Source organism: Flavobacterium sp. OHVDL-2026-0007, from assembly GCF_059882335.1.
The window spans coordinates 199,257-224,520 of sequence record NZ_CM187612.1; the positions used below are offsets into that span (position 1 = coordinate 199,257).

Sequence of the window (25,264 nt, forward strand, 5' to 3'; positions counted from 1 at the left end):
CAAAATTTGTGATTATTTTTGAACCTTAACAAAATATTAAATTAAGTTAATTAAAATTCTTTTAATGAAACTAATCAAACTCGATGCCATAGATTCAACAAATGATTTCCTTAAGTCATTAGCGAGCCAAGATGAACTAGATAATTTTACTGTAGTAACTGCTGAAAATCAGACGAAAGGCAAGGGGCAAATGGGAGCTAAATGGCAATCTGAGTCGGGTAAAAACTTAGTTATGAGTGTCTTGGTGAAGGAATTTCTTTTTGATAATACAGCTGTTTTTAATCTTAGTGTTGTGGTTTCATTGGCCGTGATTGAGGTCTTAAAATCGCTAAATATTCCTGAATTAAGTATAAAGTGGCCAAACGACATTATGTCATACAATAAGAAGATTGGTGGCATTTTGATAGAAAATACCCTAAAAAGTGATGGCAGGATCGTGTCAGTAGTTGGATTAGGCTTGAATGTGAACCAGACGAATTTTGATGAATTGCCAAAAGCGTCTTCTTTGGCGGTCATTTCGGGCGCTAGATTTGATAAAAATGAACTGCCTATTTTGATTACAGAAAAAATACAAGAGAAAATCGAAGCTTGGGAAGCCAATGCTGCTGTTTTTTGGGAGGACTATTTTAATAGTTTGTTTAAAAAAGGGATTCCGATGCCCTTTAAAAATCTTGATGACAAAGTCTCCAGACCTAACTTTATGGGGATTATCCAAGGGGTCTCTGCACTTGGGAAAATTCAAATACGCATAGAAGATGACTCCGTTTTGGAATTTGATCTTAAAGAAGTTCAGCTGCTTTATTAAACCTATATAGGACAAGTAATTTTAAAGTTTCTACTTTTAGTTTGTCTATTGATAGAGGATATTTTTTTATTCTGTTTTTTTTGCTGCTAACTTGTGATCACAATCCGAAATTAATGGAATCAGCTTCTTTTAGGTACTAATAACGGCTTTAGGTTTTAATGAGTAGTTCTTTTTTTGGTGCTATTTTTCTGTTCCAATACACTATGTATATCGTTCCTAAAATGGAGGGCATCATCCAGGCGATGATATTGCCTAATCCTATACCCGCTACTATAAAGGCAGTTACGGAGGCAATCAGGGCTCCGATCATTTTTCCAATGTGTTTGGAGAGCCACTTTTTCTTCATCTCTGCGGTGTTTTTAAAAAAAAGGAAATCTTTTACCGTCATATACAGGCCAAATCCGCCGAAGAAGGTGAACAATATGCCGTTTTCAATGCCGTTGAATTGGCAATAGAGACCAATACTGATCATGATGATGGAAAAGAACAACATGCTTCCTGAAATTAATTTATCGGTAAAATCAGCCTTGGTCTTCTGTTTAAATGAGATGGCTCTGTTTCCAGATAGAACCAGATATAGCGTGAATAATCCGATCAGGAATAAAAAGATGTTTTGGTGTTTGGGAAGCCAGCAAATTGGTAGCGAAAGCAAAGTACTGCTGATCATTCCGATGGAGAATAACTTGCCCAACCTTTTATGGAGTAAACTTCCTTTTTTGACTAAGATACTGGCGATTCCGGTGGTTAATCCGATGGCGCCAAAGAAGGCGTGAATGTAAATTAAAATTTGAATAGTGGTTTCCATTTCGATTGCTTTTGGTTTGATAGGACAAACTTCGGTCAATGATTTAGATGGTCATAATTAAGAATACTGAACTGTAGTTTTTTAAGGATGAACTGATTTTTTCATGTTGGGTAGTGTATAAAGGAGAATTTCAGAGGGTAATGAAGTAGGTTAAATCTTATATAGATCTAATAATAGAAAAAAAATAGCCCGATCGTGAAATCGGGCTATAGGTTATATGTTATTTTTAAATCTAAAGCTTAGTCATGTTATTGGCTAAAGTTTCGATGAATTTACCAATAGGTCCTTTGATCATCATAGCCATCATTGGATTGAATTCTCCTTCGAAATCTAGTTTTACAGCGCTTTGTGAATCTGAAATGCTATCAATGTTGGAAACTAAAGTAAAAGGAAGTTTATCACTTGCAGCTCCTAGGACAATTTTGCTTGGTGCTGTTTTCTCTTTCATTTTAAGTTTTATTTCTGGCATACCTTTTAACCCAAAAATAAAAGCATCTTCGCCAATTACTTCAAATTTAGCAATGTTATCCGGCATTAATTTTTCAAAATTCTTAACATCAGACAATAAATCAAATAAATCTTGTGCTGATTTTTGAACAGTAACTTTTGGACTCTCTAAGTTCATATTTTATTTTCTTTATTAATTTAAATGATTTCAAATGGCCAGGTTTCCCTTTTAATCTGATTGTTTTATTGTAAAAGTCCAAAGCGGCATCAGGGATTTACTCCTGAAAGCATTGATTTAAATTACTCTTGTCCCCAAGTTGATGGACTAACGCTCCATTCTTGTAGAGTGGTTTGTTGATCCTCAGTGATGTATTGTTTTTGAACGGCTAAGTCTAATAAGTTTTCGTAATTACTAAGTGTATACAAATCAATATTAGCGCTTTTAAAGTTCTCTTCAGCTACATTAAACCCGTAAGTAAAAATAGCGGCCATTCCTTTGATATTAGCTCCTTCATTGCGTAAGGCTTCTACAGCCATTAAACTACTGTTTCCAGTGCTAATTAAATCTTCAACAACAATCACATTCTGACCTTTTTGTAAAAAGCCCTCTACTTGATTCTGTCTTCCATGTTTTTTTGCTTCTGGACGCACATAAACGAAAGGTAATCCAAGGCTTTCGGCAACAAGTATTCCTACACCAATGGCTCCAGTGGCAACACCAGCAATAACATCTGGCTTTCCAAATTGTTTTTCAATATTTTTCGCAAACTCATCACGAATGTAATTTCTGATGGGCGGAAATGAGAGAATTAACCTATTATCACAATAAATAGGCGATTTCCATCCTGAAGCCCATGTAAAAGGATTTTCGGGATTCAATTTAATTGCATTTATTTGCAAAAGCAATTCGGCTGTTTTTTCGGCTGTATCTTTATTAAAAATCATAGTACAAATGTATAAAGTTTTTGTGAACGACAAACCACTTTTTTTGACAAATGAAATCTCAAGGGAGACTAATTTTCAATTATTCTTGTTAGAGAGTATTGATATCGAGCAACTTATAGTCAAAATTTTTCAAAATAAAATTCAAAAAGCTTATTTGTATCATCCTGATGAAAAGGAGATAATGAAGACGCTGAAGGCTAAAATCCCTGTAAATAAGGCTGGTGGAGGCTTTGTGTACAATAAAAAAGGAGAAGTTTTATTTATCTTCAGAAATGGAAAATGGGATTTACCAAAAGGTGGAATCGAAAAAGGGGAAGAAATTGAAGCCACTGCCATGCGAGAAGTGGAAGAAGAAACAGGTGTGAACCAACTCCGAATTACAAAAAAACTGCAAAAAACCTATCACGTTTTTAAACGTAACGGTAAATACAAACTCAAAATCACGCATTGGTTTGAAATGCATACTGATTTTGAGGGCACTCCTCAAGGCCAACTAGAAGAAGGAATCGAAAAAGTGGCCTGGTTAAATCCAGAACAAATTAAAGAGGCTTTAAAAAACTCCTACGAGAATATTAAATTATTATTCGAAGAAGAGAAAAAGATAAAAGTAGAATAAAGAAGTTAGGAGCTTAAAAGAAGCTGGATTTGACACTATTAAAAAGGTTGAATTCAGCTTCTTTTAGATGCTATCGTTGCTAGGTCGGCAGTTTGTACTTCTGTTATAAATTCGTTTACATTATCGACGTATAATAGTATGGATTTGGCGTTTTTTACGATTCCAAATGGCAAACTAATAGCTCTTTTATCTTTAAATTCGATCGCTAGATTATGCGGTTCTAAATTGCCTAATAAGGCAAACTTCACTAAGTTTTTGCTTTTTTGGTAGTCACCTTCAAATTTGTTTATTTTTTCAATTGTGTGTAATGGGATTTCTAATGAATTGAAAAGGCCATAGCGAATAATAATTTTTTGAGAAACAATAAGGTGTCTTCTTAAAATAATGGCTTTTAAATGGCCTACTAAGTTTACCAACAAATACAGGTGTAACATCAGGAATACTATCGCGATGTTTTTGTTCCATGAGATAAGTAAAATATGTATGGCTACGGCTTCTACAATTGAAATAAACATCAGGCCTATATATAGGGCACTTACACCGCTATTCTTAAATCCAGTGTATTGGTGATCAGAAGGATTTTCAGGAGACCATTTAAAAAAGCAATAATAAAAAGAGCAAATTTCAAAGGCGATCATTTTTCCTAATTTTTTAAACTTAAATGCTTTTTGCAAAGCAGTAGAGATTAGAGTGTGTTCGTCTTGAATCTCCATGTTATGCTGTTTGGTGTTTTTTTTAAAGTTGACGATGAAATGAAAAGCGGCTACTATCAAAAATAAGAGAAAAGCAATGTTAAAGTAAATTTTCCAATCAAAAATGATCTTAAAAAAGTTTTCTTTCATTGGGAACAAGTAGGGAGTAGCCTTAAAAGTCAGATAAAAAACAGACCAAAAAGTAAATTCAGTTTGTGATTTCCTGCTTAACAAGTAATAAACGAAGGGGCTCACTATAAAAAATAGTGCGGTTAATATCGAAAAGGAGATAGTGCTGTTTTGGGGTACAATAAAGGTACTGATGGCTAGTAAAACAGATTCAATAATGCCAAAGATGAGTAAGGAAAGGTATTTTTTGTTCATGTTTTGCCAAGGAGTAATAGAGTTGGTTTTTTGGTTAGTGAAAGCAAAGCGGGTGTAAGTTCTTTGAAGTTACAAGATACGATAAACAGGATATTGCAAATGGGCCTTTTCATAATAAACAGAATGTTTGTAAATCCAGTCTAATTGTGCCTGAGCATTTTTAGCGAACGCTGTATCTGTTTGTTTTTTTGTTTCTAATTGGGCTTTTAGGGCAGGATTGTCTTGCAGTAATTTTGCTGCTGTGTCTTCAAAAACATAATCAGAATAGCCTTCTTTTTGCTGTAGAATAGTGTCGAAGAAATTCCAGTTAAAGAAGGAATCTACCGCTTCGGGTTCAAAAGCTTCCAGTATATATTTTACTCCTTTTTGGCTGGTATAGACCAAATAGTCACCTTTGAAAAAGGATTGTTTTACGATTTGAGAACTGACCGTTGTATTGCGATGAAGATAATGACCTTCATAGGCATTTGGAACCGTTTTGAAGTCAGTAATTTTATAACTTTCCACTTCTATTAGGGTGTCATTTTTTAGTGGAGTATAGGAAATAGTATTGTTTTTCAGTAGTTCAATCACATTCCAATAGGCACGGGGAATAATATAAGCCGTGGGAATCACTACATCTTTAACTGATTTGAATTCTTTGATGTAGGGAACTTCTTTTTTATAGGGTTTGCTTCGGTCGTAATACAAACGATTTCCGATTGTGGCTTCGCTTTTTTTGTAAGTCGCTTCATATCCCAAAAAGGAAAAGGTAGTTGCTTTTGTACTGTCCAATTCCCATTTTAGGGTATAGGGTTTTCTAGGCTGGTATTGCTGGAGATTTTTTACGCGAAGATCTTTGATTTTTTGATAATGAGTATCGGTAAAATCCAGGGTTGATTTCATGTACTCGTAAGTCATTTTTACGCGCTGGTCATACTTTTTTAACATATGCGTTTCTACCACAAAGCCAATGGTATTAAACAAAGAAGTATAACCAGTTGTATATCGTGGACTATCAACAAACTGCCCGAAGCCCTTGTCTGGTGTATCTTTAAAGGAGTCTACGTAGGGTGTTGTTTCGATTTTCTTTTTCTGAAGACCTTTCACCAAAGCAGGCATCATCTCGTTATTCATAAAATCCCCTAGTAGAGTCCCTAATTTGTTGTGTTGGGTCATGATATAGGTCAGTTTGTATTGATAATCGGATCCATTACTCACGTGATTATCAATAAAAACATCCGCATTTATTTTTTGAAAAATCTCGACGAAACTTTTGGTATTTCGAGTATCAGATTTCATTAAATCTCGATTTAAATCATAGTTTCTACCATTTCCTCTAAAACCATAAATTTCTGGACCATCCTGATTGGCTCTCGTAGTGGAATTGCGATTTAAAGCACCTCCAATATTGTAGACCGGAATGGTAACAAGAACGGTGTTTTTAGGGGCTTTTATTTTTCCGATGGCTAAATCCCTGTAAAATTGCATACTTGCATCGATACCATCGGGTTCTCCGGCATGAATGCCATTGTTGATAAAAAGAACCGCTTTATTTTTTTGAATCTTCTCAAAATCAAATTGTTTTTCAGGATTGTAAACGACCATATGTAAAGGTTCTCCAGAATCGGTCAGGCCCATTTCTTTGATTTGAATGCTCGGAAAATCAGTTGCTAATAGTTTATAGTATGCGATAGTTTCGGCGTAAGAGGCAGATTGGTTTCCGTTTCCTTTCTCAAAAAAAGTAGCATATTTGGTATGGTTTTGACCGAAAATAACAACAGAAAATAGTAGCAATAGGAGGGTTGAAAATCTCATGATTTGGTTTTTAGAAGCATGATTCAAATATAAACATTTTGAGTTTTGTTTAAAAAACTTTGAAGTTTTGAGTGCTTTTTTGCTAAATATTCCACTTATTTGAAAGAAGTAGCTATAAACAAACAAAATCAGAAGCCGTAAAGAAGGAGTTTTTAACTACTTTTGCAAAATGAATAAGAAACACCATTCCAACAATATACTTTTGAATTTAGGTATTGAGAGCCTAAACGAAATGCAAGAGGTAGCACAGGATGCTATTTTGAACGATAATAACGTTTTATTACTTTCTCCAACAGGTTCGGGAAAGACATTGGCTTTTTTACTTCCTGTTTTAGAATTATTGCAGCCAGAGATTCTTTCTGTTCAATGTTTAATATTAGTGCCTTCGCGCGAATTAGGTTTGCAAATTGAGCAGGTATGGAAAAAGATGGGGACGCAGTACAAAGTAAACATTTGCTACGGAGGCCACTCCATTGATACAGAAATCAAAAATTTAAGTAATCCACCAGCGGTTTTAATTGGTACGCCAGGAAGGATTGCGGATCATATCGACAGAGAAACTTTCAGAACAGATAAAGTTCAGACCTTAATTTTAGATGAGTTTGATAAATCATTGCAATTGGGTTTCCATGAGCAAATGTCTTATATCATTGGGAAATTAACAAAAATCAACAAACGCGTTTTGGTTTCGGCTACTTCGGATATCGAAATTCCTCGTTATACACGAGTAGTGAATCCGACCGTTTTGGATTTTATCCCTGAGGAAGAAGAAAAATCGAATCTTTCCATGAAAATGATTGTATCGCCTGCCAAAGATAAATTAGGAAGTTTATTCAACTTGATTTGTTCTTTGAAATCACAATCGGCTATTGTTTTTTGTAACCATCGTGATGCGGCAGAACGTATCAGCGATACCTTGAATGAAAAAGGAATCTACGCCACTTATTATCATGGAGGGATGGATCAGGACGAACGTGAGCGTGCACTAATTCAATTTAGAAACGGTAGTGTGAGTTATTTAATTACGACTGATTTAGCGGCTAGAGGATTGGATATTCCAGAAATGAAACACGTAATTCATTATCATTTGCCTTTAAAAGAGGATGAATTTACACATCGTAATGGTCGTACTGCACGTATGCAAGCATCAGGAACGGCTTATGTGATCATCCATGAAAGTGAAAAGCAATTGGATTATATTGATTATGGTATGGACGTGTTAAAAGTGGAGAATACCACAACTTTACCAAAACCTCCCGAATATCAAACCATCTACATTAGTGGTGGAAAGAAAACAAAACTGAATAAAATTGACATTGTTGGGTTCTTTTCTCAAAAAGGTAAATTGGAAAAAGGAGATTTAGGTTTGATTGAGGTGAAAGATTTTATATCGTTTGCAGCTGTGAAATTTAATAAAGTGAAGGACTTGCTTAAAAATATTCAGGACGAAAAAATGAAAGGCAAGAAGTTTAAAATTGAAGTAGCCCGTAAAGTGGTAAAAAAAGAAGAGGAGAACTAGTTTTTTTGCTTTGAACTTGAGGTTTTGTTTATTTTAATTAGCCTGTTGGTGTTCAGTAAATTGAATGGAGGAATCTTTGGTTTTATGACTATTCTGAACTGAAAAATTGAGTGAATGTTAATAAATTAACGATTAAGGTTTTAATTTTTCATTAATTCTGCGTTTATTGTACCGTTAAATAATAAACCCCAAATTTAATTATGAAAAGAATTATTACCATGGCCGTAGTGCTGTTAAGTTGTGTCACCTACGCACAAATTAAAGTGATTGAAACCGTTCCAGTGGAACGATTAGGAAAAGTAAATAACAACTATATTCAGAAGATAGGAGATGAATATACGGTGTATTATACCAGTATTCAGAATGAAGAGGAGGAATCTTCAAGTTTGAGAAAGTTTACTTTTAAAAACGTGAACAACGATTACAACAGTCTTTACAGTATAATTGTAAATGGTTTTGCAGCAAATCCTTTGTATGATATCAAATTAGAATTACCTAACAATTATATTTGGTTGCATTACACAGGAAGCGTTCTTCCAGAGAAAGCTACTGTTCAGTTTATGGTTTCTGGTAAAGATTCTGCTGCAGCAAGCAACGTTTCTGAACCATTTTTGAAAGATCAGATCACTAAATTATTTCAAAAATAATTTAGTTTACATACCCACATTAAAAAAGGCTATTCAATTTGAATAGCCTTTTTAGTTGATAATGTCTTTCAAGTTATAAAACCACTAGGATTTCACAATTTGAAAATTATATTTTCTTCACGTATTGGGTGATGATTACGATTTGTTGACCGTCTACTTTTCCTTCAATGTATTCGGCATTTTCATGATCCAAACGAATGTTACGTACTGCAGTTCCTTGTTTGGCTACCATACTAGATCCTTTTACTTTTAGGTCTTTAATAAGGACCACTGAATCTCCATGTTCTAAAATGACCCCGTTGCTATCGCGGTGAATAATTTTGTTTTCATCTTCTTCACCTTCTCCTGTTGCTTGTGCCCATGCTAAGGTGTCTTCGTCTAAATACAACATATCAAGCAATTCTTGAGGCCAGCCAGCTGCGCGTAAACGACTCAACATTCTCCAAGCAACTACTTGCACGGCAACATTTTCATTCCACATACTTTCGTTTAGACATCTCCAGTGATTTAAATCTACGTTATCTGGGTTTTCAATTTGGTCAATGCAGGTGCTACAAGCCATTACGCTTTCGTCAATACCCCCTTTTTGAGTTGGTAATACTTGATATGCTTTTAGGTTTTCTTCAGCGCCACAAAGTTCGCATTTAGATCCGCTACGTTTGTTTAATTCTCTTTCGATGCTCATTGTTTGATGTTTATTTTATAATGCGAAATTAGGCCTAATTGGCTTGGCTTACAAATTTATATTTTAGTGTGTTTTTTTATTTCTGTACCCTCACGGCTTTTGGAACCAACATTTCGTATTCACCACCATTACGGAGTACATCACGAACAATACTGGAACTGATATACGATGTTTTGGCCGCGGTTAATAAAAACACGGTTTCTATTTTAGAAAGTCGTCTGTTGGTGTGAGCAATGGCCTTTTCGAATTCGAAATCAGCAGGGTTACGCAAGCCTCTTAGGATGAAATTGGCTTTTAATTTATGGCACAAATCAATGGTAAGCCCTTCGTAAGTGATCACACTTATTTTGGGTTCATCTTTGAAGGTTTCTTCAATGAAACGTTTTCTTTCTTCTAGTGAAAACATGTATTTTTTTTCAGCATTGACACCAATGGCAATCACAATTTCATCAAAGAGAGAAATTCCTCTTTTGATAATGTCCTCATGACCTAGTGTAATAGGGTCAAATGATCCTGGAAATATGGCTTTTCGCATTTCTTTTGAGTTTCTAAGGTTGTTGCGTTTTAAAAAATAAGGTTCCAAGATTTTAATGTCTCAGAACCTTAGTTTGTATAGGCTTTATGCAAGGGCCAACTCAATGGCGTTAGTGAACAAATCTTCTAAAGAGATTCCAGCAGCTCTAGCTTGTTGTGGAATCAAACTTTCGGTGGTTAGACCTGGAATGGTATTCATTTCAAGCATATACGGTTCGTTGTCAACAATGATGAATTCACTTCTTGAGAATCCTTTCATTTTTAAGACTTCGTAAGCACGTTTGGCTACTTCACTTACTTTTTGAGTTAACTCATCAGAGATTCTCGCTGGTGTGATCTCTTGTGATTTTCCTTCGTATTTGGCTTCGTAGTCAAAGAAATCATTATCTGAAACAATCTCAGTAATAGGTAAAACTTTAATTTCTCCTTGATAATTAATTACCCCTACAGAAACTTCGGTTCCGTCAAGGAAGCTTTCAATGATAATTTCATTGTCTTCTTTATAGGCTACTTCAATAGCAATTGGTAATTCAGCTTCTGATTTTACTTTTGATATTCCAAAACTTGAACCGGCTTTATTTGGTTTTACAAAACAAGGTAGTCCAACTTTTTTAACGATTTCAGCTGTATTAATAACATCACCTTTGTTTAGGTAATACGAAATCGCAGTTTTGATGCCGTAAGGTTTTAAAACCGATAATAAATCGCGTTTGTTGAAAGTAAGAGCGGCTTGATAATAATCGCAAGAAGATTGCGGTATGTTTAATAATTCAAAATAAGCCTGCATTAAACCATCTTCACCTGGTGTTCCGTGAATAGCATTGAATACACAATCAAAAGTGATTTTTTGATCGTTTACCGTTACAGAGAAATCGTTTTTATCGATGGCATATTCAGCATTGTTTTCATCTACATAGACCCATTTTTCTTTAAAAATATGAATGCGGAATCCGTTGTATTTTGTTTTGTTCAGATATTGATGAACAACGTTTCCGCTGATAAGAGAAATTTTATATTCACTTGAATATCCGCCCATGATGATGGCTATGTTTTTCATTTTTTTTTATTTTTTTTTTATATTTTATTACAAGTTAAAACTTGCCAACTACAAATTAAAAAGGATAGTCCTTTAGTATTTTGGTAAACCCAAAGAGTCCGACCACTTTTACTAAAGCCTTTTTTTGCAAACAATAGGGCTTGTCTTGACGGCAATCATATCCTTTATAGGAGGGTTTTGCCTTAAAAGAGATGCTCATATTGCGCGAATTAGCTTCTGCTGTTAAGTCGTAGGACTCGCTTTCTTGTTTTAAACAAAATTATCATTTTTTTTGAAAATAAATAGCTTTATCTTTGCCCCTAATAAAAATAAATTTATGAGTTTACGTAAGTATTTAACAAGCCGAGTTTTTTTTGGACAAATATTGATGGCGATTGCTATTATTGCGGTTTTGGGTTATTTGTTTATGCATTGGTTGACTTTTACAACTGATCACGGACATGAAATTGCGGTTCCGAATTTATCTAAATTAACGGAAGAACAAGTAGAGCAGAAACTAGACGAATTGGACTTGGATTATGTACTATTGGATAGTGTTGATTACCGAAGTGAATTTCCGAAATACAGTGTTGTAGAGCAAGATCCATTGCCTGGAACGATGGTTAAAGTAGGTAGAAAAATATATATTAAAATTAATGCATCTGGATTTTCATCGGTTAGAATTCCGGATTTAATCGAGAAAACATATCGTGAGGCAGTTCCGACATTAAAAGCTTTAGGGCTTGAGGCTGGAACAATTACCTATATTCCGAATTTAGGAAAAGATATGGTTTTAGAGATGCGTTATAAAGGTAGAAATTTAAAAGTAGGAGATCGAGTGCTAAAAGCCTCTAAAATTGATTTGGTTTTAGGAGACGGAAAAGCAACTTATGAAGATGAAGGTCAGGCTGTAGATAGTTTAGCCGCACCCACTACTGAAACCCCAACAGATGAACAATAATATTGAAAATTTAGATCTAGAAGACGAATTATACGAACATTTTAGATTTGAAGTCCCTAAAGGTCAAGCGTTCTTACGTATTGACAAATATTTAATGGGTTTGATTCAGAATGCGACTCGAAATAAGATTCAGAACGCCGCAACTGAAGGAAACATTTTCGTAAATGATATTCCCGTAAAATCAAACTATAAAGTAAAACCATTTGATGTGGTAACGGTGATGTTAACGCATCCACCGTATGAAAACCATATTCTTCCAGAAGACCTTCCGTTGAATATAGTGTATGAAGATGAGGCTTTGTTGTTGATTAACAAAGAGCCAGGAATGGTCGTACACCCAGGTCACGGAAATTATACAGGAACTTTAGTGAATGCGTTGGCACATCATTTTGATAATTTGCCAATGAATAGCAGCGAGCGTCCAGGTTTGGTACACCGAATCGATAAGGATACTTCTGGACTTTTGGTAGTGGCTAAAACGGAAGCGGCTATGACGCATTTGGCCAAACAATTCGAAGCTAAAACTTCTGAACGTGAGTATTATGCTCTTGTTTGGGGGAATGTAGCTCAGGAAGAAGGTACTATTGAAGGTAACCTAGCGAGACATTTAAAAGACCGTATGCAAATGGCTGTTTTTGCTGATCCAGAGATTGGAAAACCAGCGATTACACATTATAAAGTACTAGAGCGTTTTGGTTATGTAACTTTAATTTCATGTCGATTAGAAACGGGAAGAACACACCAGATTCGTGCGCATTTGAAACATATTGGACATCCATTATTTAATGACGAACGTTATGGAGGTCATTTGATTTTGAAGGGAACTACCTTTACTAAATACAAACAATTTATAGACAATTGTTTCAAAGCATTGCCACGTCAGGCTCTGCATGCCAAAACACTTGGTTTTGTGCATCCGACAACGGGAGAAATGATGCGTTTTGATACGGAACTTCCTCAGGATTTTCAAGATTGTATTGAGAAATGGCGTAATTATTCGAAATCTCATCATGTAGAGGAAGAAGAAGAATAACCTTCAGATATCAAAAAAATAGAATAAACAAAAAGCTCCAACTGGAGCTTTTTGTTGTTTTAGAGGTAGAGGGACTTAAAGGCTTTTAATGCTTAAGTCGCTTATTTTGACTTCTCCATTGGTTAAGAATCCCAATTTTCCTTGTGGACTTAAATGGCTCTTCTCAATCGAACAGGCTAAGAAGGTATCGTTGTTGACCGAAAAGTATAATTGATTGTCTAAAACCTTAATTTTGACCAAGTACCATTGGTTAAGCTCCAGTTTTATTGGTTTTTTAAATAAAGTAGGACCGCCACGTTTGTTGTATTCATAGCTGTTTTTATGATAAACTCCTGTTCCGATTACTATATTTTGATCAATTTGGTAGAGATAGGTTCGGATGTATTGTTCTTTATCAATGTGGAGCATGATCTCAAACAAGGATTCTTTGGTCATGTTGACCTTAAACTCAATTTCATAATTTTTGGGGAGTTTCTTTTTAGATTCGATAACCCCCCAATGCATAGGTCCGCCCTTTCCAATTAAAGTATCTTTTTGTAGCGACCATTCTTTTGAATGATAGTTCCACTGTGATTTTAAAGGAGTAGCTTTTGTTATTTTGTATTCTTTTCTCGAGGTGGAGAGGGTGCTAGAGCACGAAATCAGTATTAGAAATAATGCCAATAGCGCAAACGGTTTGCAATGCATGAGTAAGGAGCTTAATTTGATTTTTAATGGTGTTTGATTTGACCAGTTGATCCTGTAAGGCTCGGTACAAGTTCAAAAACTGAAGTAGGAGCAAGGCCAGCTTCAATGCGGTGTGAAACAAATAAAATACTGACGCTGGTTTCTTGTTTGATGGTATTGATTAACTGAATGACCAAATCAACATTTTCATCGTCTAGGCCTTCTACCGGTTCGTCTAGAATTAACAAGGGAGGATGTTTTAGCATAGCTCTGACAATGAGTGCTACTCTTTGTTGTCCTATAGAAAGATCGATAAAACGCTTCTTTCTTAAGCTAGTCATTTCAACTACTTTAAGCCACTGGGTGACGATTTGTTTTTGTAGCGTAGTAGGTTCGATATACAGACCAATAGAATCAAAGAAACCCGATAGGATCATTTGCTCTAAAGTGTGTCCTTTTTGAAATAAATCGGTCATAGATGTAGCAAAGATTCCAATTTGCTTTTTGATATCCCAAACGCTTTCACCGCTTCCTTTTTTTCTGCCAAACAAATAAAGATCCTGTCCAAAACCTTTGGGGTTATCTCCAGTGATTAAGGATAAAATGGTGCTTTTTCCAGAACCGTTCGGGCCAATTAGTTGCCAAAACTCACCTTGTTTTATGGTCCAAGAGATGTTGTCTATAATTTTGCGCTCCTGGTAACTTACCGAGACTTTATCCATTTTAATTAAAACACTTTCGTGGGCAGTAAAGGGTTCTAAAGCCTTTGGAATAGCCGCTGTGTTTAATGTTTTAAAATGCTGATCGCTTTTTAAAAGGGGATGTAAGACAAATGAATTGTCGTTGATTTGCGCTTTGTTTGGAACAAAATCCAATACATCACCAGTACGGTTTACCAATTGAATTATGGCAACGGTATCGGTTAGTTTTTCCAGTGATTGGGCTAGTGTAACTCGTGAAGCCTGATCTAAATGATCGAATGGATTATCAAAAATGATAAAGTCTGGATTTTGGTTGATGCAGTATTTTAGGAACTCCTTTTTACGTTCACCTGAAGAAAAAGTACGTAATTGTCTGTGTGATTCAGGAGAGGCTTCTACGGAGTCGTATTGGTATTCTTTTTCGATGAATTTCTCAATGGAAATATCAGAAAATAGTATTCCTTTTTGATTGTTAAAAACGGCTAATTCATTTTTTGCTTCTCCAGCCAGTATGCTGTCTATGAAAGCTTTTTTGTTTACCTGATTTGATAAAAGTACATCCCAGTGTTGCATTGTTATATCTTAAAAATAATTATTTTGTTTCTTTGGTGGCCATCACCCGATTTTGACGTGACCATTCACTCCAGGATCCTACGTAGAGTTTGGGAATCGGAATTCCTGCATAATCCATCGCTAGTAAAGTGTGACAGGCTGTAACTCCTGAACCACAATGTACAATGACATGTTCAGGGTTTTTATCTCCTATGATTTGGGAATATTTTTCATGTAAAGCTGCAGCGGATTTAAAAAAGCCATTTTCATTTAAATTTTCATTAAAGGGAACGTTTACGGCTCCAGGAATATGGCCAGCAATTAAATCCAGAGGCTCTGTCAGTCCTTCAAAACGATTGGCATCTCTAACGTCAATGATTAGGTGTTGATGGCTATTTCGGGCTGTGTCGACTTCATCTATCTCCGCTAAAGCCAAATTCCATCCGGAAAGAGGGTTATTGGCAGTGCTTTCAAAAGGTGCGCTTACTGAACTTGTTGGATAGCCAGCTTTTATAGCCGCTTGGAGACCTCCATTTAGAACCTGTGTTTTTTCATGACCAATGGCACGCAACATCCACCAAAAGCGAGCCGCAGCATTGGAGCCATTTTTATCGTCATAAATGAGGATATGACTTGAGGGTGAAATGCCTATTTTTGAAAGGACCGTAGCGAATTGCGTTAAAGAAGGTAAAGGGTGTCTTCCTCCCTTTGCGGGATTGGTATGGGCAGCGGCGAGATCCCGGTTCAAATCGACAAACCGAGCATTTTCTAAATGTTCCTTTTGATAATTTTCCTCTGCATTGACTCCTGCTCTAGCATCAATAAGTATGATGTCAGTAGCCTCTTTTAATTGGAGTAATTCTTCAGGATTTATGATCGGAGAAAGGGAGTGTATCATCTTGAGTCATTTTTCTTTTTTGATTGTACGAACTACGTTATTTAGGCATGCATGTATTGATTGGCGATACAAAACGAAACGGTGCTTGAGCATTCCTTGCCGTATAATTAGCAATAGCGTTGCATTTTAAAAGACCATTTTGTTACTCTTTGAATTGCTTACATAGCAATCTTTTCGATTACGATTTCATTTCCTGCTTGATCATAGTAGGTGCAGGTCATTTCAATAATATCAACACGCCATTGGGCAATTCCAGATTGTGCCGCTTGCTTGCAGAAAGTTAAATAATCGGTTTGACCGTCTTGATGTTGGACTAAAAACTCAATAAAACGCTCTTTGTTGACCACTGGGGCAACATTGATTTCAGGATAGGTTTCGTTGGAAGCTATTTTGTAATTGTTCACACCATAATATTCGACATTCCCATTGCTGACAGCAGTGTCATACCCTTTTACACCCAAAATAATTAAGTCTTGTATGTAGTTCGGGAAATCAGCACCACTTTGTACTTTGGCATGTGCCTCTTTTATTTGTTCGATTGTAAACATGGAATTTGTGTGTTAGGGTTAAAAAAAAATAGTATTCAAAAATACGATTAATGCTTTTATATTTTGGTCTTCTGATAGACAAAAACGCAGAAATCAAGCAAATGAATGTAAGGACTGTGAAATTAGCCTTACGTATTTGGATCGGTGCGTTAAAGAGCTAGGTAGCGAGAGGTCGTACGAAAGTGGGGATGTATAGTATTTACTTGATTTTGGAAATCGCTCGTTAGTATTTGTTAGAATTATGATTGAATTGAAGAAGTAAGTGTAGGAAAAAGTGCATTTAAACGAGTAATAAGGTACTTCAAGGATGTTCTTTTATTAACAAGAAATTTGTCTCTAATTTTGGGATAGAATCTAGTTTAGATAAGCATATCATGAAAAAAACTGTACTTTTATTATTGTTCACTGTGGCTACTTTTGCTCAAGAAGTCAATACATTTGATTTCGCAGTGATCAATTCTACCATAATCTCTCCCAATATCGATCTTGACAAAGGACGTAGCCTTGTTTCGGCCAATAAAGATCAATATTCGGCTTATTTTCAATATGCCATTAATATGTGTGAAGATGATCTTATTTTGGGGGCAGGAATCGATAAATCTGCCATAGATCGTACTTATATAGGGTATATTGGTAAAATATGCGAAAACTTTAGGGCGACCATTGCCATTGGTTATGTGGATTCCCGCAGCGATTATCAGGGAACCTTTACCGGATTTAGCGTTTCGTACCATTTTGCAGAAAATACTTTTATCGGGGGAAGTTTAGAAAATCTGCATTCTTCAAGTGTGGACTATAAAACGGATGAAAGTTTTGATTACTATAAAAAATTAGTCCCAAAGCTTTATGCTAGTTATGAAATTGTGCCTCATATAATTGCTTTTGGCCAACTCAGCAGCAGAGTCAATGATATTGCTTTGAAATATCAGGTGGAACGTTTCTCTGCAGGAGGGTTTTATTCAGGACATGGAGTAGAGGGGATTTTCGCTAGCCTTACTTTGGATCGATTTGCTGTTTCGTGTAGTACTACTTTTGACAGAGTAAACTTTGGGTTGAAGTTTGAGTAAAGTCTAATGAGGTTGTTTGTTGCTGTTATTGGTTGCTTTTTTTAAGAATTAGGGATCTCTTTTTTTATGGTGATTACCCGTTGCGGATACGGAATGTCGATGTTCGCTTCATCAAAACGTTTTTTGATGCTTTGCAATAAATCGCAATACATAACAAAGCCATCGGTACTATTTTTTGCCCAGGCCCAAGATTTTAGACTGACACTGGAGTCACCAAGGGCGACCACTCTTGCCACGACCAAAGGGGTGTTTTGTTTTTTACTTTCCACAGTACGAATGTCAATAAAAAGAGGGTGTTTGGCTATTTCTTCCTGCATGATTTCTAAAGCTTTTTCGATATTGGATTCGTAGCCAATGCCGATTTCGATTATTTTACAGCAGTTGGTATCGTGCATATTGGTATTGATAATGATTTGATTGCTGATCACGGAATTCGGAATGATGATGCGATTGTTTTCAGCATCTTTTAAAACCACTTGTCTCAAATTAATGTCTTCCACCGTGCCTACAAAATTATTGATGGTAATTTTGTCATTTATTCTAAACGGCTTGAAAATAACCAAAAAGACCCCGCTAACAATATTACTCAAGGCCTGCTGAGAAGCAAGACCAGCCACTATGGAAAGCACTCCGGCTCCGGCTAAAAAGGAATGACCTATGATTTTGAACTCGGGAATTTGTATAAGAGCAAAGGCAAAGCCTAGGATGTATATAACGGTGATGATTAAATGTTTTAAAAATTTAAATCCAGTGGCATCATATTCTTTATTAGTTTGTTTTCGATACAGAAAATAGCGAAGTAATTTGTCCGTTATGGCGCCTAAAACGATGGTGGTAACGCCTATTATGGCGATGAATACACCAATTCTAAAATCTTTTACGTAATCAATCATAAGTTAGGAGATTAAAAAAAATCCAAGAAACAATCCCTAATGGGACTGCTTTTTGGATGGTTTAAGGATTGTCAAATAGCCGTTGGTTTACAGTCCAACAAAGTCGTCGCTTTTAGGGAAAATGCTCAAAGCTTCAATGGCAATTGCTGGAGTTGGAGAAGCTAATTTACGTAATTTGGTATCCATCCAAGCTCCATCAACAGTAATAACAGCGCAAAGCGTATCATCTTCTTTTCTGAATTCATGAATAATAGACCAACGCGAAGCATCCGCTTTCATTTTGGATGTTTTGGTATGAATGAATATTTTATCAGACAGTTTTAATTCTTTTCTAAAAATACATTCTTCTCGAAATAGAACTGGGCCAAAACCCTGTGTTTGCATTACTCTCAACGTTAATCCTAATTGCTCTAGGATTTCAATACGATGTTGTGCGCCAAAATCGTAATAAGCACTGTGACGAACGTGAAAATTGGGGTCAAGATCAGACCAACGAAAAGATAATTCTTTAGTAAATGAAACCATTTTGTTTGTGTTTATAGTATTGGGGTTGTTGCTGTGACACCTATTTTTTATGAAAACAGCCGTTTTTAAAAAATCGAAATTACAAATAAAAAATGAAAGTAAGGAGGGTGAACAGGCAAAGTATTGGCAAGGAAAAAGCCAAGAAGAGCAGTGAAGACTGTATTTAAGGAGTCATTTTCGATAGCTCTGTTTCCAATTTGTCAAAGTTCTCTTCATTTTTATCTACTACAAAAGCTTTGAGTTTATGACATTCTTCTACTGTGGCAAAAAGCATTTTAAAAATCACTTTAGTTTGAAAATCCGATAGAGCTTCAAATGTGGTTAACACCTGAAAAAGTGGTTTGGAGAACCGTTTCCAAGCGATAAGATTAGGAACATCTATTTTGATAAATTCACATTCATTAGGATAGTGGCCTTTGTCAGGGCCATGCATAACAAAACTCCATTTTCCACCAACCCGAAAGTCAAAGACATTAAAAGTGTTGGTAAAACCTTTGGGTCCCCACCAGTTTTTTAAATGAGTGGGATTACTCCATGCCTCAAAAACAAGTTCTTGGGGGAAATTCAGAATTCGAGTGGTCACAATCTCGGAGTCTGGGGTAGTGGTTATTATTTCGCAAGCCATGGGCTATTTTTTAGAAATATAAAGTTAGTTTTTTTTCTCTTCAATTAAAAGCGCCTTTTTTCTCTTTTAAAAGTGATAATTGTGGCATTTTCTGAGTCCTTGCTTTTTTGATACTAGGTCGTAGAGGAGATTTTTGGAGCGAAATAGGGATAGCGTAGTTCGTTTCGTGTGAAAAGAAGTGTATAGAGAATGTTTGGGTATAACATACTGTCATGAAGTGGTTTAGAAAAGCAGATATGCTGGTTTAGGAAGTGGTTTTGTCTGACCAATAGCCGGATAATGACAGCTAAAGTGCTGCTATGCCACGGATGTCAGTTTTTTAAAATGTCATGTTGTCAGCTATTTTTTGATGTCTCGACAGGAAAACTGACAATTTACTTTGGTTTTTTATATTGGCACAAAGATTGACTTATGCCACCTTGAGTTATAAAATTAGTATATCAAAAATAAATTATATAAAAATGGGTAAAATAATCGGAATTGACTTAGGTACGACGAACTCTTGTGTTTCTGTAATGGAAGGTAACGAAGCAGTTGTTATTCCTAACGCAGAAGGAAAAAGAACAACACCATCTATCATCGCTTTTGTTGAAGGTGGAGAAATTAAAGTGGGTGATCCTGCAAAAAGACAAGCGGTAACGAATCCTACAAAAACGATTGCTTCTATTAAACGTTTTATGGGACACACTTTTGCTGAAACTACAAATGAAGCAAAAAGAGTTTCTTACAAAGTAGTAAAAGGTGACAACAATACTCCACGTGTGGATATTGATGGTCGTTTATATACTGCTCAAGAATTGTCTGCAATGACACTTCAAAAAATGAAAAAAACTGCTGAAGACTATTTAGGCCAAACAGTAACTGAAGCGGTTATTACTGTTCCTGCTTACTTTAATGATGCACAACGTCAAGCTACGAAAGAAGCTGGTGAAATTGCAGGTCTTAAAGTTATGCGTATCATCAACGAGCCAACTGCTGCGGCATTAGCTTACGGATTAGATAAAAAAGGAACTGATCAAAAAATTGCTGTTTACGATTTAGGTGGTGGTACATTTGATATTTCTGTTCTTGAATTAGGAGACGGAGTTTTCGAAGTATTGTCTACAAACGGTGATACTCACTTAGGTGGAGATGACTTTGACCACGAAATTATTGACTGGTTAGCTAATGAATTTTTAGCTGAAGAAGGAATTGACTTACGTCTTGACCCAATGTCATTACAACGTTTGAAAGAAGCTGCTGAAAAAGCAAAAATTGAGTTGTCTTCTTCTTCTGAGACTGAAATCAACTTGCCATACGTTACAGCTACTGCTTCTGGACCAAAACACTTAGTGAAAAAATTAACTAGAGCTCAATTTGAAAAATTAACTGACGCATTAGTAAAACGTTCTATGGAGCCTGTTGCTAAAGCATTAAAAGATGCAGGTTTATCTACATCTGATATTGATGAAGTTATTCTTGTTGGAGGTTCTACTCGTATGCCAAGAATTGCTGACGAAGTTGAAAAATTCTTTGGTAAAAAAGCGTCTAAAGGAGTTAATCCTGATGAGGTTGTTGCTATTGGAGCAGCTATTCAAGGTGGAGTTTTATCTGGAGATGTAAAAGATGTATTGTTACTTGACGTTACTCCTTTATCTTTAGGTATCGAAACTATGGGTGGTGTTATGACTATCTTAATTGAGGCTAACACAACTATCCCAACTAAAAAATCTCAAGTATTCTCTACTGCTTCTGATTCTCAACCATCTGTTGAGCTTCACGTATTACAAGGAGCTAGAGCAATGGCTGTTGATAACAAAACTATTGGTCGTTTCCATTTAGATGGTATTCCACCAGCACCAAGAGGAGTTCCTCAAATTGAAGTTGCTTTTGATATTGATGCTAATGGTATCATCAAAGTAACTGCTACTGATAAAGGAACTGGAAAATCTCACGATATTCGTATCGAAGCTTCTTCTGGATTAACTTCTGAAGAAATCGAAAAAATGAAACAAGATGCTGAAGCTAATGCTGAGTCTGATAAAATCGCAAGAGAAAGAGCTGAGAAATTGAACGAAGCAGACGGTATGATCTTCCAAACTGAAACTCAATTGAAAGAGTTAGGAAGTAAATTAGCTGACGATCATAAAGTAGCTGTTGAGTACGCTTTAACTGAATTGAGAATGGCTCACCAATCTCAAGACATTCCAGCTATTCAAACTGCTCTTGACAACATTAATGCAGCTTGGAAAACAGCTACAGAAGCAATGTACGCTCAAGGTGAACAAGGTCAACAAGCAGCTCCACAACAAGAGCAAGCTCAAGGAGACAATGTTGAAGACGTTGAATTCGAAGAAGTAAAATAATTCTTCTTTAACAAGTATAAAAACCGGATTAGCAATAATCCGGTTTTTTTGTGCCCTAATGGAACGGATTAAAGCTAAAGACGTACCGTTGAGGCTTTTATTTTACCTTATAAGGATAAATAACCGAGTCAGCAATGATTCGGTTTTTTCTTTAGTGATAGGGGCTAGGAGATGCAGAATAATGGTATTGCAGCTTCAAGCATGGAGGATTATAAAATGACAATTGTCATTTACTGTTCGGAATCTTTTTTGTAATATTACTATATAAATCATTTTGAATGAGAAAGATAAAATACAAAAAAGGCCGCAAGGTACAACATACTAGTTTAGAGTATACTGGCTCGCATAAAGACCATAAATCAGAAATGCAGCTTTTTGTATATGATGATGACGATATTATTGAGTATGAAAAACTCAATATTTTGGCATTAAATAACTGTATTGATTATACCAAAAGTAATTGGCTGAACATTCATGGATTAAATGATATTAATTTAATAAAGACCATAGGAGCGCATTTTAGCTTAGATGATTTTTTATTGGCTGATATTTTAAATACGACCAAAAGAACCAAATTAGAGGAGCAGAAGAACGTATTGTTTTTTAATATAAAATCACTCTTACCTTCGGAGTATTCCGATAATATTAGTGTGGAACAAATTAGTTTCATATTGAAAGACGGAATTTTGATTTCCTTTCAAGAAAAGCGAAGTGATTTTTTTACCCACATTCGCGAGCGACTGCGTACCCATGGAGGCATTGTCAGAACAAAAAAAGTGGATTACTTACTCTATTTATTGTTGGATGCTGTAATGGAAAACTTTTACATTACCATAGAAGACGAGGAAGAGAAAATAGAAGAATTAATTAACTTGACTAAAAAAGGGGCTGATCCCATCATTTTAGAAAAGATAGAAAACCATCGAGATAACTTTAATTTTCTAAAACGGGCGATAACACCACTTCGGGATTCGTTGTATTATTTAAAAACGATTAAAGATGATGATACCTATAATGGGATTGAAAAAGAGACTTTTAATTTTTTCATTCGATTGCATCAAAAAAGTTTGGAACTTCTCGAACAAATTGAGTCGGATATGAGTTCCTTAGAGAGCGCTTCCAATTTCTATTTTTCTGAACAAAGTCGGAAAATGAATGAGATCATGAAGACCCTAACCATTATTTCGGCCGTGTTTATTCCACTTACTTTTATTGTGGGAGTCTATGGTATGAATTTCGAAAACATGCCTGAACTTCGCTATAGATATGGCTATCATACGGTCATGATTGCCATGTTTTTTTTGGTGATTGCTTTGATCATTTATTTCAAAAAGAGACGTTGGTTTTAACGTTTTGTTCCAAGTAGAAAATAACAATTTACAGTACATTTGTTAAGATTCAATATATAAATTATGAGTAAAGCAATATATATAGCCACCAGTGATCAGAATAGCGGAAAGTCAATTGTCACACTTGGACTAATGAGTATCTTGATTGGTAAAACAGCCAAAGTAGGGTATTTTAGGCCCATAGTAGAGGATTTTGTGGAGGGTGAATTAGACAATCATATTGAGACCGTGATTTCGCATTTTAATCTTGATATTCCATTTGAAGATGCCTTTGCCATTACCAAAAGCAAATTGATCAAGAAGAAAAATAATGGGAAAATAGGGGAGGTTCTCGATTTAATTATTGAAAAGTACAAACGTCTAGAAGAGCGTTTTGATTTTGTCTTAGTGGAAGGGACAAGTTTTACAGGAGAAGGCACATCAATCGAATTGGATCTGAATGTTTTAATTGCTAAAAATCTTGGAATCCCTAGCATTATCATCGGTTCAGGAGTAGGGAAAACCCTAGATGAATTGGTAGACAGTCTGTATTTGGTGTACGATTCTTTTAAAGTAAAAGAAGTAGAGGTTTTAGCCGTTATAGCCAATAAAGTTCAGATAGAGAATATAGACTTGGTAACCAAAGGCTTGCAAAAAAGTTTACCCGCGAGTGTGTTGGTCAACGCCATTCCGTTGATTTCGAGTTTAAACAACCCAACGATGCAAGAAATTGTTCACGAGCTTGATGCCAAAGTATTGTTTGGTGGTGCTTATTTGAACAATGAAATCGGGCATTTTAGTGTGGGAGCCATGCAGCTTCATAATTATTTGGTGCATTTGCACGAGAATGCTTTGGTGATTACCCCAGGAGATCGTTCGGATATTATTTTAGGTGCTTTGCAGGCCAATGAATCGGCCAATTATCCGACGGTGTCAGGAATTATACTCACGGGGAACATTGTGCCTGAGGAAAGTATTTTAAAACTTATTGAAGGACTATCGTCCATTGTTCCCATTATAGCAGTGGATGGTGGTACGTATGGGATTACCAATAAGATTGGATCTATAAAATCAAAAATCTATGCCAACAATACCAACAAAATTGAAACCTCGATCAATACTTTTGAAAAGTATGTCGAAGTGGAAACTTTGTCGGAGCGATTGATCACTTTTGTAGCAGAAGGCATGACGCCTAAAATGTTTCAATACAATATGGTGAAAAGGGCAAAACAGCATCGCAAACATATCGTTTTACCAGAGGGGAACGACGAAAGAATCATTATAGCCGCTTCAAGGCTTTTAGCGATGGACGTGGTGGATATTTCGATTCTAGGAGATAAAAAGCAAATTGAAAATAAGATCGCTGAATTAGGGATTGTCTTGGATTTCTCAAAAGTGAATATCATTAATCCAAAAGAATCTGAAAATTATGAGGATTATGCCAATACCTACTACGAACTTCGTAAAGCCAAGAATGTAACCATTACGATGGCCAAAGATTTGATGGAGGATGTATCGTACTTTGGTACCATGATGGTGTATAAAGGACATGCAGACGGTATGGTTTCTGGTGCTGCCCATACGACTCAACATACCATTTTACCAGCCTTACAATTCATTAAAACCAAACCCAACTCAAGTGTGGTTTCCTCAGTGTTTTTTATGTGTTTAGAAGATCGTGTTTCGGTTTTTGGAGATTGTGCCATTAATCCCAATCCAACAGCAGAGCAATTGGCTGAAATAGCGATTTCATCTGCGGAATCAAGTTCCGCTTTCGGAATAGAACCTAAGATCGCCATGCTTTCTTACTCTTCTGGAGCCTCAGGAAAAGGGGATGAAGTGGATAAGGTAAGAGCGGCCACCGAAATTGTAAAACAAAAACGCCCCGATTTAAAAATAGAAGGCCCGATCCAATACGATGCGGCAGTGGATCGAAATGTGGGAAAAAGTAAGATGCCGGATTCTGAAGTAGCAGGGCAGGCTAGTGTACTTATTTTTCCAGATTTAAATACAGGAAATAATACCTACAAAGCGGTTCAGAGAGAAACTGGAGCTTTGGCAATTGGTCCGATGTTACAAGGTTTGAATAAACCAGTAAACGATTTAAGTCGTGGTTGTACAGTAGATGATATCATCAATACAGTAGTGATAACGGCCATTCAAGCACAAGGATTGTAGAATAGAATAAGCTTTGAAGTGAAAGTTGTAAC

General features: G+C 35.9%; 25 protein-coding genes. 10 read left to right on the plus strand and 15 right to left on the minus strand.

The window, feature by feature from the left end; genetic code table 11:
- Positions 1-64: 64 nt before the first annotated feature.
- Positions 65-805, plus strand: coding sequence for a biotin--[acetyl-CoA-carboxylase] ligase (locus tag AC51AA_RS00870; protein WP_500703857.1), 741 nt, complete (start codon positions 65-67; stop codon positions 803-805).
- A 148-nt stretch (positions 806-953) separates the two neighbouring features.
- Here AC51AA_RS00870 and AC51AA_RS00875 read toward each other — a convergent pair whose 3' ends face one another.
- The 3 genes from AC51AA_RS00875 to pyrE all read right to left on the minus strand — a co-directional run bounded on the left by AC51AA_RS00875 (position 954) and on the right by pyrE (position 3,002).
- Entirely contained in the window at positions 954-1,610 is a 657-nt protein-coding gene (locus AC51AA_RS00875) for a hypothetical protein (RefSeq protein ID WP_500703858.1), read from the minus strand.
- Positions 1,611-1,842: 232 nt separating this feature from the next.
- Positions 1,843-2,235, minus strand: a complete 393-nt coding sequence (locus AC51AA_RS00880) for an SRPBCC family protein (RefSeq protein ID WP_500703859.1) — start codon at positions 2,233-2,235, stop codon at positions 1,843-1,845.
- Between the two features lie 122 nt (positions 2,236-2,357).
- A complete protein-coding gene (pyrE, locus tag AC51AA_RS00885) occupies positions 2,358-3,002 on the minus strand; it encodes an orotate phosphoribosyltransferase (RefSeq protein WP_500703860.1) in 645 nt (214 codons plus the stop codon).
- A gap of 7 nt (positions 3,003-3,009) precedes the next feature.
- Here pyrE and AC51AA_RS00890 point away from each other — a divergent pair, with 7 nt between their 5' ends.
- Entirely contained in the window at positions 3,010-3,618 is a 609-nt protein-coding gene (locus tag AC51AA_RS00890) for an NUDIX hydrolase (RefSeq protein WP_500703861.1), read from the plus strand.
- Positions 3,619-3,671: 53 nt separating this feature from the next.
- On the opposite strand, the gene AC51AA_RS00895 is transcribed toward AC51AA_RS00890, so the two are convergent.
- Both AC51AA_RS00895 and AC51AA_RS00900 read right to left on the minus strand, forming a co-directional pair.
- Positions 3,672-4,460 (minus strand): hypothetical protein, encoded by a 789-nt coding sequence (locus tag AC51AA_RS00895; RefSeq protein WP_500703862.1) that lies wholly within the window; start codon positions 4,458-4,460, stop codon positions 3,672-3,674.
- 303 nt (positions 4,461-4,763) lie between these two features.
- Positions 4,764-6,491 (minus strand): M14 family metallopeptidase, encoded by a 1,728-nt coding sequence (locus AC51AA_RS00900; RefSeq protein WP_500703863.1) that lies wholly within the window; start codon positions 6,489-6,491, stop codon positions 4,764-4,766.
- Between the two features lie 169 nt (positions 6,492-6,660).
- On the opposite strand from AC51AA_RS00900, the gene AC51AA_RS00905 reads away from it, so the two are divergent.
- Together AC51AA_RS00905 and AC51AA_RS00910 are read left to right on the plus strand one after the other, a co-directional pair.
- Positions 6,661-8,010 (plus strand): DEAD/DEAH box helicase, encoded by a 1,350-nt coding sequence (locus AC51AA_RS00905; RefSeq protein ID WP_500703864.1) that lies wholly within the window; start codon positions 6,661-6,663, stop codon positions 8,008-8,010.
- A gap of 200 nt (positions 8,011-8,210) precedes the next feature.
- Positions 8,211-8,657, plus strand: a complete 447-nt coding sequence (locus AC51AA_RS00910; RefSeq protein ID WP_500703865.1) for a hypothetical protein — start codon at positions 8,211-8,213, stop codon at positions 8,655-8,657.
- A gap of 106 nt (positions 8,658-8,763) precedes the next feature.
- On the opposite strand, the gene AC51AA_RS00915 is transcribed toward AC51AA_RS00910, so the two are convergent.
- From AC51AA_RS00915 to AC51AA_RS00925, 3 genes are all read right to left on the minus strand, one after another.
- Entirely contained in the window at positions 8,764-9,342 is a 579-nt protein-coding gene (locus AC51AA_RS00915) for a PhnA domain-containing protein (RefSeq protein WP_500703866.1), read from the minus strand.
- A gap of 76 nt (positions 9,343-9,418) precedes the next feature.
- Complete coding sequence (gene coaD / locus AC51AA_RS00920; protein WP_500703867.1) at positions 9,419-9,877, minus strand: pantetheine-phosphate adenylyltransferase; 459 nt, start codon at positions 9,875-9,877, stop codon at positions 9,419-9,421.
- Between the two features lie 84 nt (positions 9,878-9,961).
- Entirely contained in the window at positions 9,962-10,933 is a 972-nt protein-coding gene (locus AC51AA_RS00925) for a D-alanine--D-alanine ligase (RefSeq protein WP_500703868.1), read from the minus strand.
- Positions 10,934-11,249: 316 nt separating this feature from the next.
- Between AC51AA_RS00925 and AC51AA_RS00930 the strand changes: the two genes are divergently transcribed.
- Together AC51AA_RS00930 and AC51AA_RS00935 are read left to right on the plus strand one after the other, a co-directional pair.
- Positions 11,250-11,873 carry a PASTA domain-containing protein gene (locus tag AC51AA_RS00930; protein WP_500703869.1) on the plus strand — a complete coding sequence of 208 codons (624 nt, stop codon included), beginning with the start codon at positions 11,250-11,252 and terminating at the stop codon, positions 11,871-11,873.
- The gene (locus AC51AA_RS00935) at positions 11,863-12,906 is read left to right on the plus strand and encodes an RluA family pseudouridine synthase (RefSeq protein ID WP_500703870.1); all 1,044 of its coding nucleotides are present in this window, start codon (positions 11,863-11,865) and stop codon (positions 12,904-12,906) included. Before AC51AA_RS00930 ends, AC51AA_RS00935 begins: the two co-directional genes overlap by 11 nt.
- A 75-nt stretch (positions 12,907-12,981) precedes the next feature.
- Here AC51AA_RS00935 and AC51AA_RS00940 read toward each other — a convergent pair whose 3' ends face one another.
- The 4 genes from AC51AA_RS00940 to AC51AA_RS00955 form a co-directional block, all read right to left on the minus strand.
- The gene (locus AC51AA_RS00940; protein WP_500703871.1) at positions 12,982-13,593 is read right to left on the minus strand and encodes a hypothetical protein; all 612 of its coding nucleotides are present in this window, start codon (positions 13,591-13,593) and stop codon (positions 12,982-12,984) included.
- Between the two features lie 23 nt (positions 13,594-13,616).
- Positions 13,617-14,846 (minus strand): ATP-binding cassette domain-containing protein, encoded by a 1,230-nt coding sequence (locus AC51AA_RS00945; protein ID WP_500703872.1) that lies wholly within the window; start codon positions 14,844-14,846, stop codon positions 13,617-13,619.
- Between the two features lie 19 nt (positions 14,847-14,865).
- A complete protein-coding gene (locus AC51AA_RS00950; protein ID WP_500703873.1) occupies positions 14,866-15,723 on the minus strand; it encodes a sulfurtransferase in 858 nt (285 codons plus the stop codon).
- Between the two features lie 158 nt (positions 15,724-15,881).
- Entirely contained in the window at positions 15,882-16,271 is a 390-nt protein-coding gene (locus AC51AA_RS00955; protein WP_500703874.1) for a DUF1398 domain-containing protein, read from the minus strand.
- A 374-nt stretch (positions 16,272-16,645) separates the two neighbouring features.
- Here AC51AA_RS00955 and AC51AA_RS00960 point away from each other — a divergent pair, with 374 nt between their 5' ends.
- Positions 16,646-17,338, plus strand: a complete 693-nt coding sequence (locus AC51AA_RS00960; RefSeq protein ID WP_500703875.1) for a hypothetical protein — start codon at positions 16,646-16,648, stop codon at positions 17,336-17,338.
- A gap of 41 nt (positions 17,339-17,379) precedes the next feature.
- Here the strand turns inward: AC51AA_RS00960 and AC51AA_RS00965 are convergent, their stop codons facing one another.
- The 3 genes from AC51AA_RS00965 to AC51AA_RS00975 form a co-directional block, all read right to left on the minus strand.
- Positions 17,380-18,231, minus strand: a complete 852-nt coding sequence (locus AC51AA_RS00965) for a mechanosensitive ion channel family protein (RefSeq protein ID WP_500703876.1) — start codon at positions 18,229-18,231, stop codon at positions 17,380-17,382.
- An 87-nt stretch (positions 18,232-18,318) separates the two neighbouring features.
- Positions 18,319-18,756: an acyl-CoA thioesterase gene (locus tag AC51AA_RS00970; RefSeq protein ID WP_500703877.1), complete on the minus strand. Its 438-nt coding sequence runs from the start codon at positions 18,754-18,756 to the stop codon at positions 18,319-18,321.
- A gap of 163 nt (positions 18,757-18,919) precedes the next feature.
- Positions 18,920-19,381, minus strand: coding sequence for an SRPBCC family protein (locus tag AC51AA_RS00975; protein WP_500703878.1), 462 nt, complete (start codon positions 19,379-19,381; stop codon positions 18,920-18,922).
- A gap of 461 nt (positions 19,382-19,842) precedes the next feature.
- On the opposite strand from AC51AA_RS00975, the gene dnaK reads away from it, so the two are divergent.
- The 3 genes from dnaK (at position 19,843) to pta (ending at position 25,232) form a co-directional block, all read left to right on the plus strand.
- Complete coding sequence (dnaK, locus tag AC51AA_RS00980) at positions 19,843-21,726, plus strand: molecular chaperone DnaK (protein ID WP_500703879.1); 1,884 nt, start codon at positions 19,843-19,845, stop codon at positions 21,724-21,726.
- Between the two features lie 278 nt (positions 21,727-22,004).
- Positions 22,005-23,075 (plus strand): magnesium/cobalt transporter CorA, encoded by a 1,071-nt coding sequence (corA, locus tag AC51AA_RS00985; RefSeq protein WP_500703880.1) that lies wholly within the window; start codon positions 22,005-22,007, stop codon positions 23,073-23,075.
- A gap of 63 nt (positions 23,076-23,138) precedes the next feature.
- Positions 23,139-25,232, plus strand: a complete 2,094-nt coding sequence (gene pta, locus AC51AA_RS00990) for a phosphate acetyltransferase (RefSeq protein ID WP_500703881.1) — start codon at positions 23,139-23,141, stop codon at positions 25,230-25,232.
- The last annotated feature ends 32 nt before the right edge of the window (positions 25,233-25,264 follow it).

Bases quoted from the DNA above. Each gene is read 5' to 3' on its own strand.
- AC51AA_RS00870 (WP_500703857.1), top strand. From the start codon at position 65: ATGAAACTAATCAAACTCGATGCCATAGATTCAACAAATGATTTCCTT.
- AC51AA_RS00875 (WP_500703858.1), bottom strand. From the start codon at position 1,610: ATGGAAACCACTATTCAAATTTTAATTTACATTCACGCCTTCTTTGGC.
- AC51AA_RS00880 (WP_500703859.1), bottom strand. From the start codon at position 2,235: ATGAACTTAGAGAGTCCAAAAGTTACTGTTCAAAAATCAGCACAAGAT.
- pyrE (WP_500703860.1), bottom strand. From the start codon at position 3,002: ATGATTTTTAATAAAGATACAGCCGAAAAAACAGCCGAATTGCTTTTG.
- AC51AA_RS00890 (WP_500703861.1), top strand. From the start codon at position 3,010: ATGTATAAAGTTTTTGTGAACGACAAACCACTTTTTTTGACAAATGAA.
- AC51AA_RS00895 (WP_500703862.1), bottom strand. From the start codon at position 4,460: ATGAAAGAAAACTTTTTTAAGATCATTTTTGATTGGAAAATTTACTTT.
- AC51AA_RS00900 (WP_500703863.1), bottom strand. From the start codon at position 6,491: ATGAGATTTTCAACCCTCCTATTGCTACTATTTTCTGTTGTTATTTTC.
- AC51AA_RS00905 (WP_500703864.1), top strand. From the start codon at position 6,661: ATGAATAAGAAACACCATTCCAACAATATACTTTTGAATTTAGGTATT.
- AC51AA_RS00910 (WP_500703865.1), top strand. From the start codon at position 8,211: ATGAAAAGAATTATTACCATGGCCGTAGTGCTGTTAAGTTGTGTCACC.
- AC51AA_RS00915 (WP_500703866.1), bottom strand. From the start codon at position 9,342: ATGAGCATCGAAAGAGAATTAAACAAACGTAGCGGATCTAAATGCGAA.
- coaD (WP_500703867.1), bottom strand. From the start codon at position 9,877: ATGCGAAAAGCCATATTTCCAGGATCATTTGACCCTATTACACTAGGT.
- AC51AA_RS00925 (WP_500703868.1), bottom strand. From the start codon at position 10,933: ATGAAAAACATAGCCATCATCATGGGCGGATATTCAAGTGAATATAAA.
- AC51AA_RS00930 (WP_500703869.1), top strand. From the start codon at position 11,250: ATGAGTTTACGTAAGTATTTAACAAGCCGAGTTTTTTTTGGACAAATA.
- AC51AA_RS00935 (WP_500703870.1), top strand. From the start codon at position 11,863: ATGAACAATAATATTGAAAATTTAGATCTAGAAGACGAATTATACGAA.
- AC51AA_RS00940 (WP_500703871.1), bottom strand. From the start codon at position 13,593: ATGCATTGCAAACCGTTTGCGCTATTGGCATTATTTCTAATACTGATT.
- AC51AA_RS00945 (WP_500703872.1), bottom strand. From the start codon at position 14,846: ATGCAACACTGGGATGTACTTTTATCAAATCAGGTAAACAAAAAAGCT.
- AC51AA_RS00950 (WP_500703873.1), bottom strand. From the start codon at position 15,723: ATGATACACTCCCTTTCTCCGATCATAAATCCTGAAGAATTACTCCAA.
- AC51AA_RS00955 (WP_500703874.1), bottom strand. From the start codon at position 16,271: ATGTTTACAATCGAACAAATAAAAGAGGCACATGCCAAAGTACAAAGT.
- AC51AA_RS00960 (WP_500703875.1), top strand. From the start codon at position 16,646: ATGAAAAAAACTGTACTTTTATTATTGTTCACTGTGGCTACTTTTGCT.
- AC51AA_RS00965 (WP_500703876.1), bottom strand. From the start codon at position 18,231: ATGATTGATTACGTAAAAGATTTTAGAATTGGTGTATTCATCGCCATA.
- AC51AA_RS00970 (WP_500703877.1), bottom strand. From the start codon at position 18,756: ATGGTTTCATTTACTAAAGAATTATCTTTTCGTTGGTCTGATCTTGAC.
- AC51AA_RS00975 (WP_500703878.1), bottom strand. From the start codon at position 19,381: ATGGCTTGCGAAATAATAACCACTACCCCAGACTCCGAGATTGTGACC.
- dnaK (WP_500703879.1), top strand. From the start codon at position 19,843: ATGGGTAAAATAATCGGAATTGACTTAGGTACGACGAACTCTTGTGTT.
- corA (WP_500703880.1), top strand. From the start codon at position 22,005: ATGAGAAAGATAAAATACAAAAAAGGCCGCAAGGTACAACATACTAGT.
- pta (WP_500703881.1), top strand. From the start codon at position 23,139: ATGAGTAAAGCAATATATATAGCCACCAGTGATCAGAATAGCGGAAAG.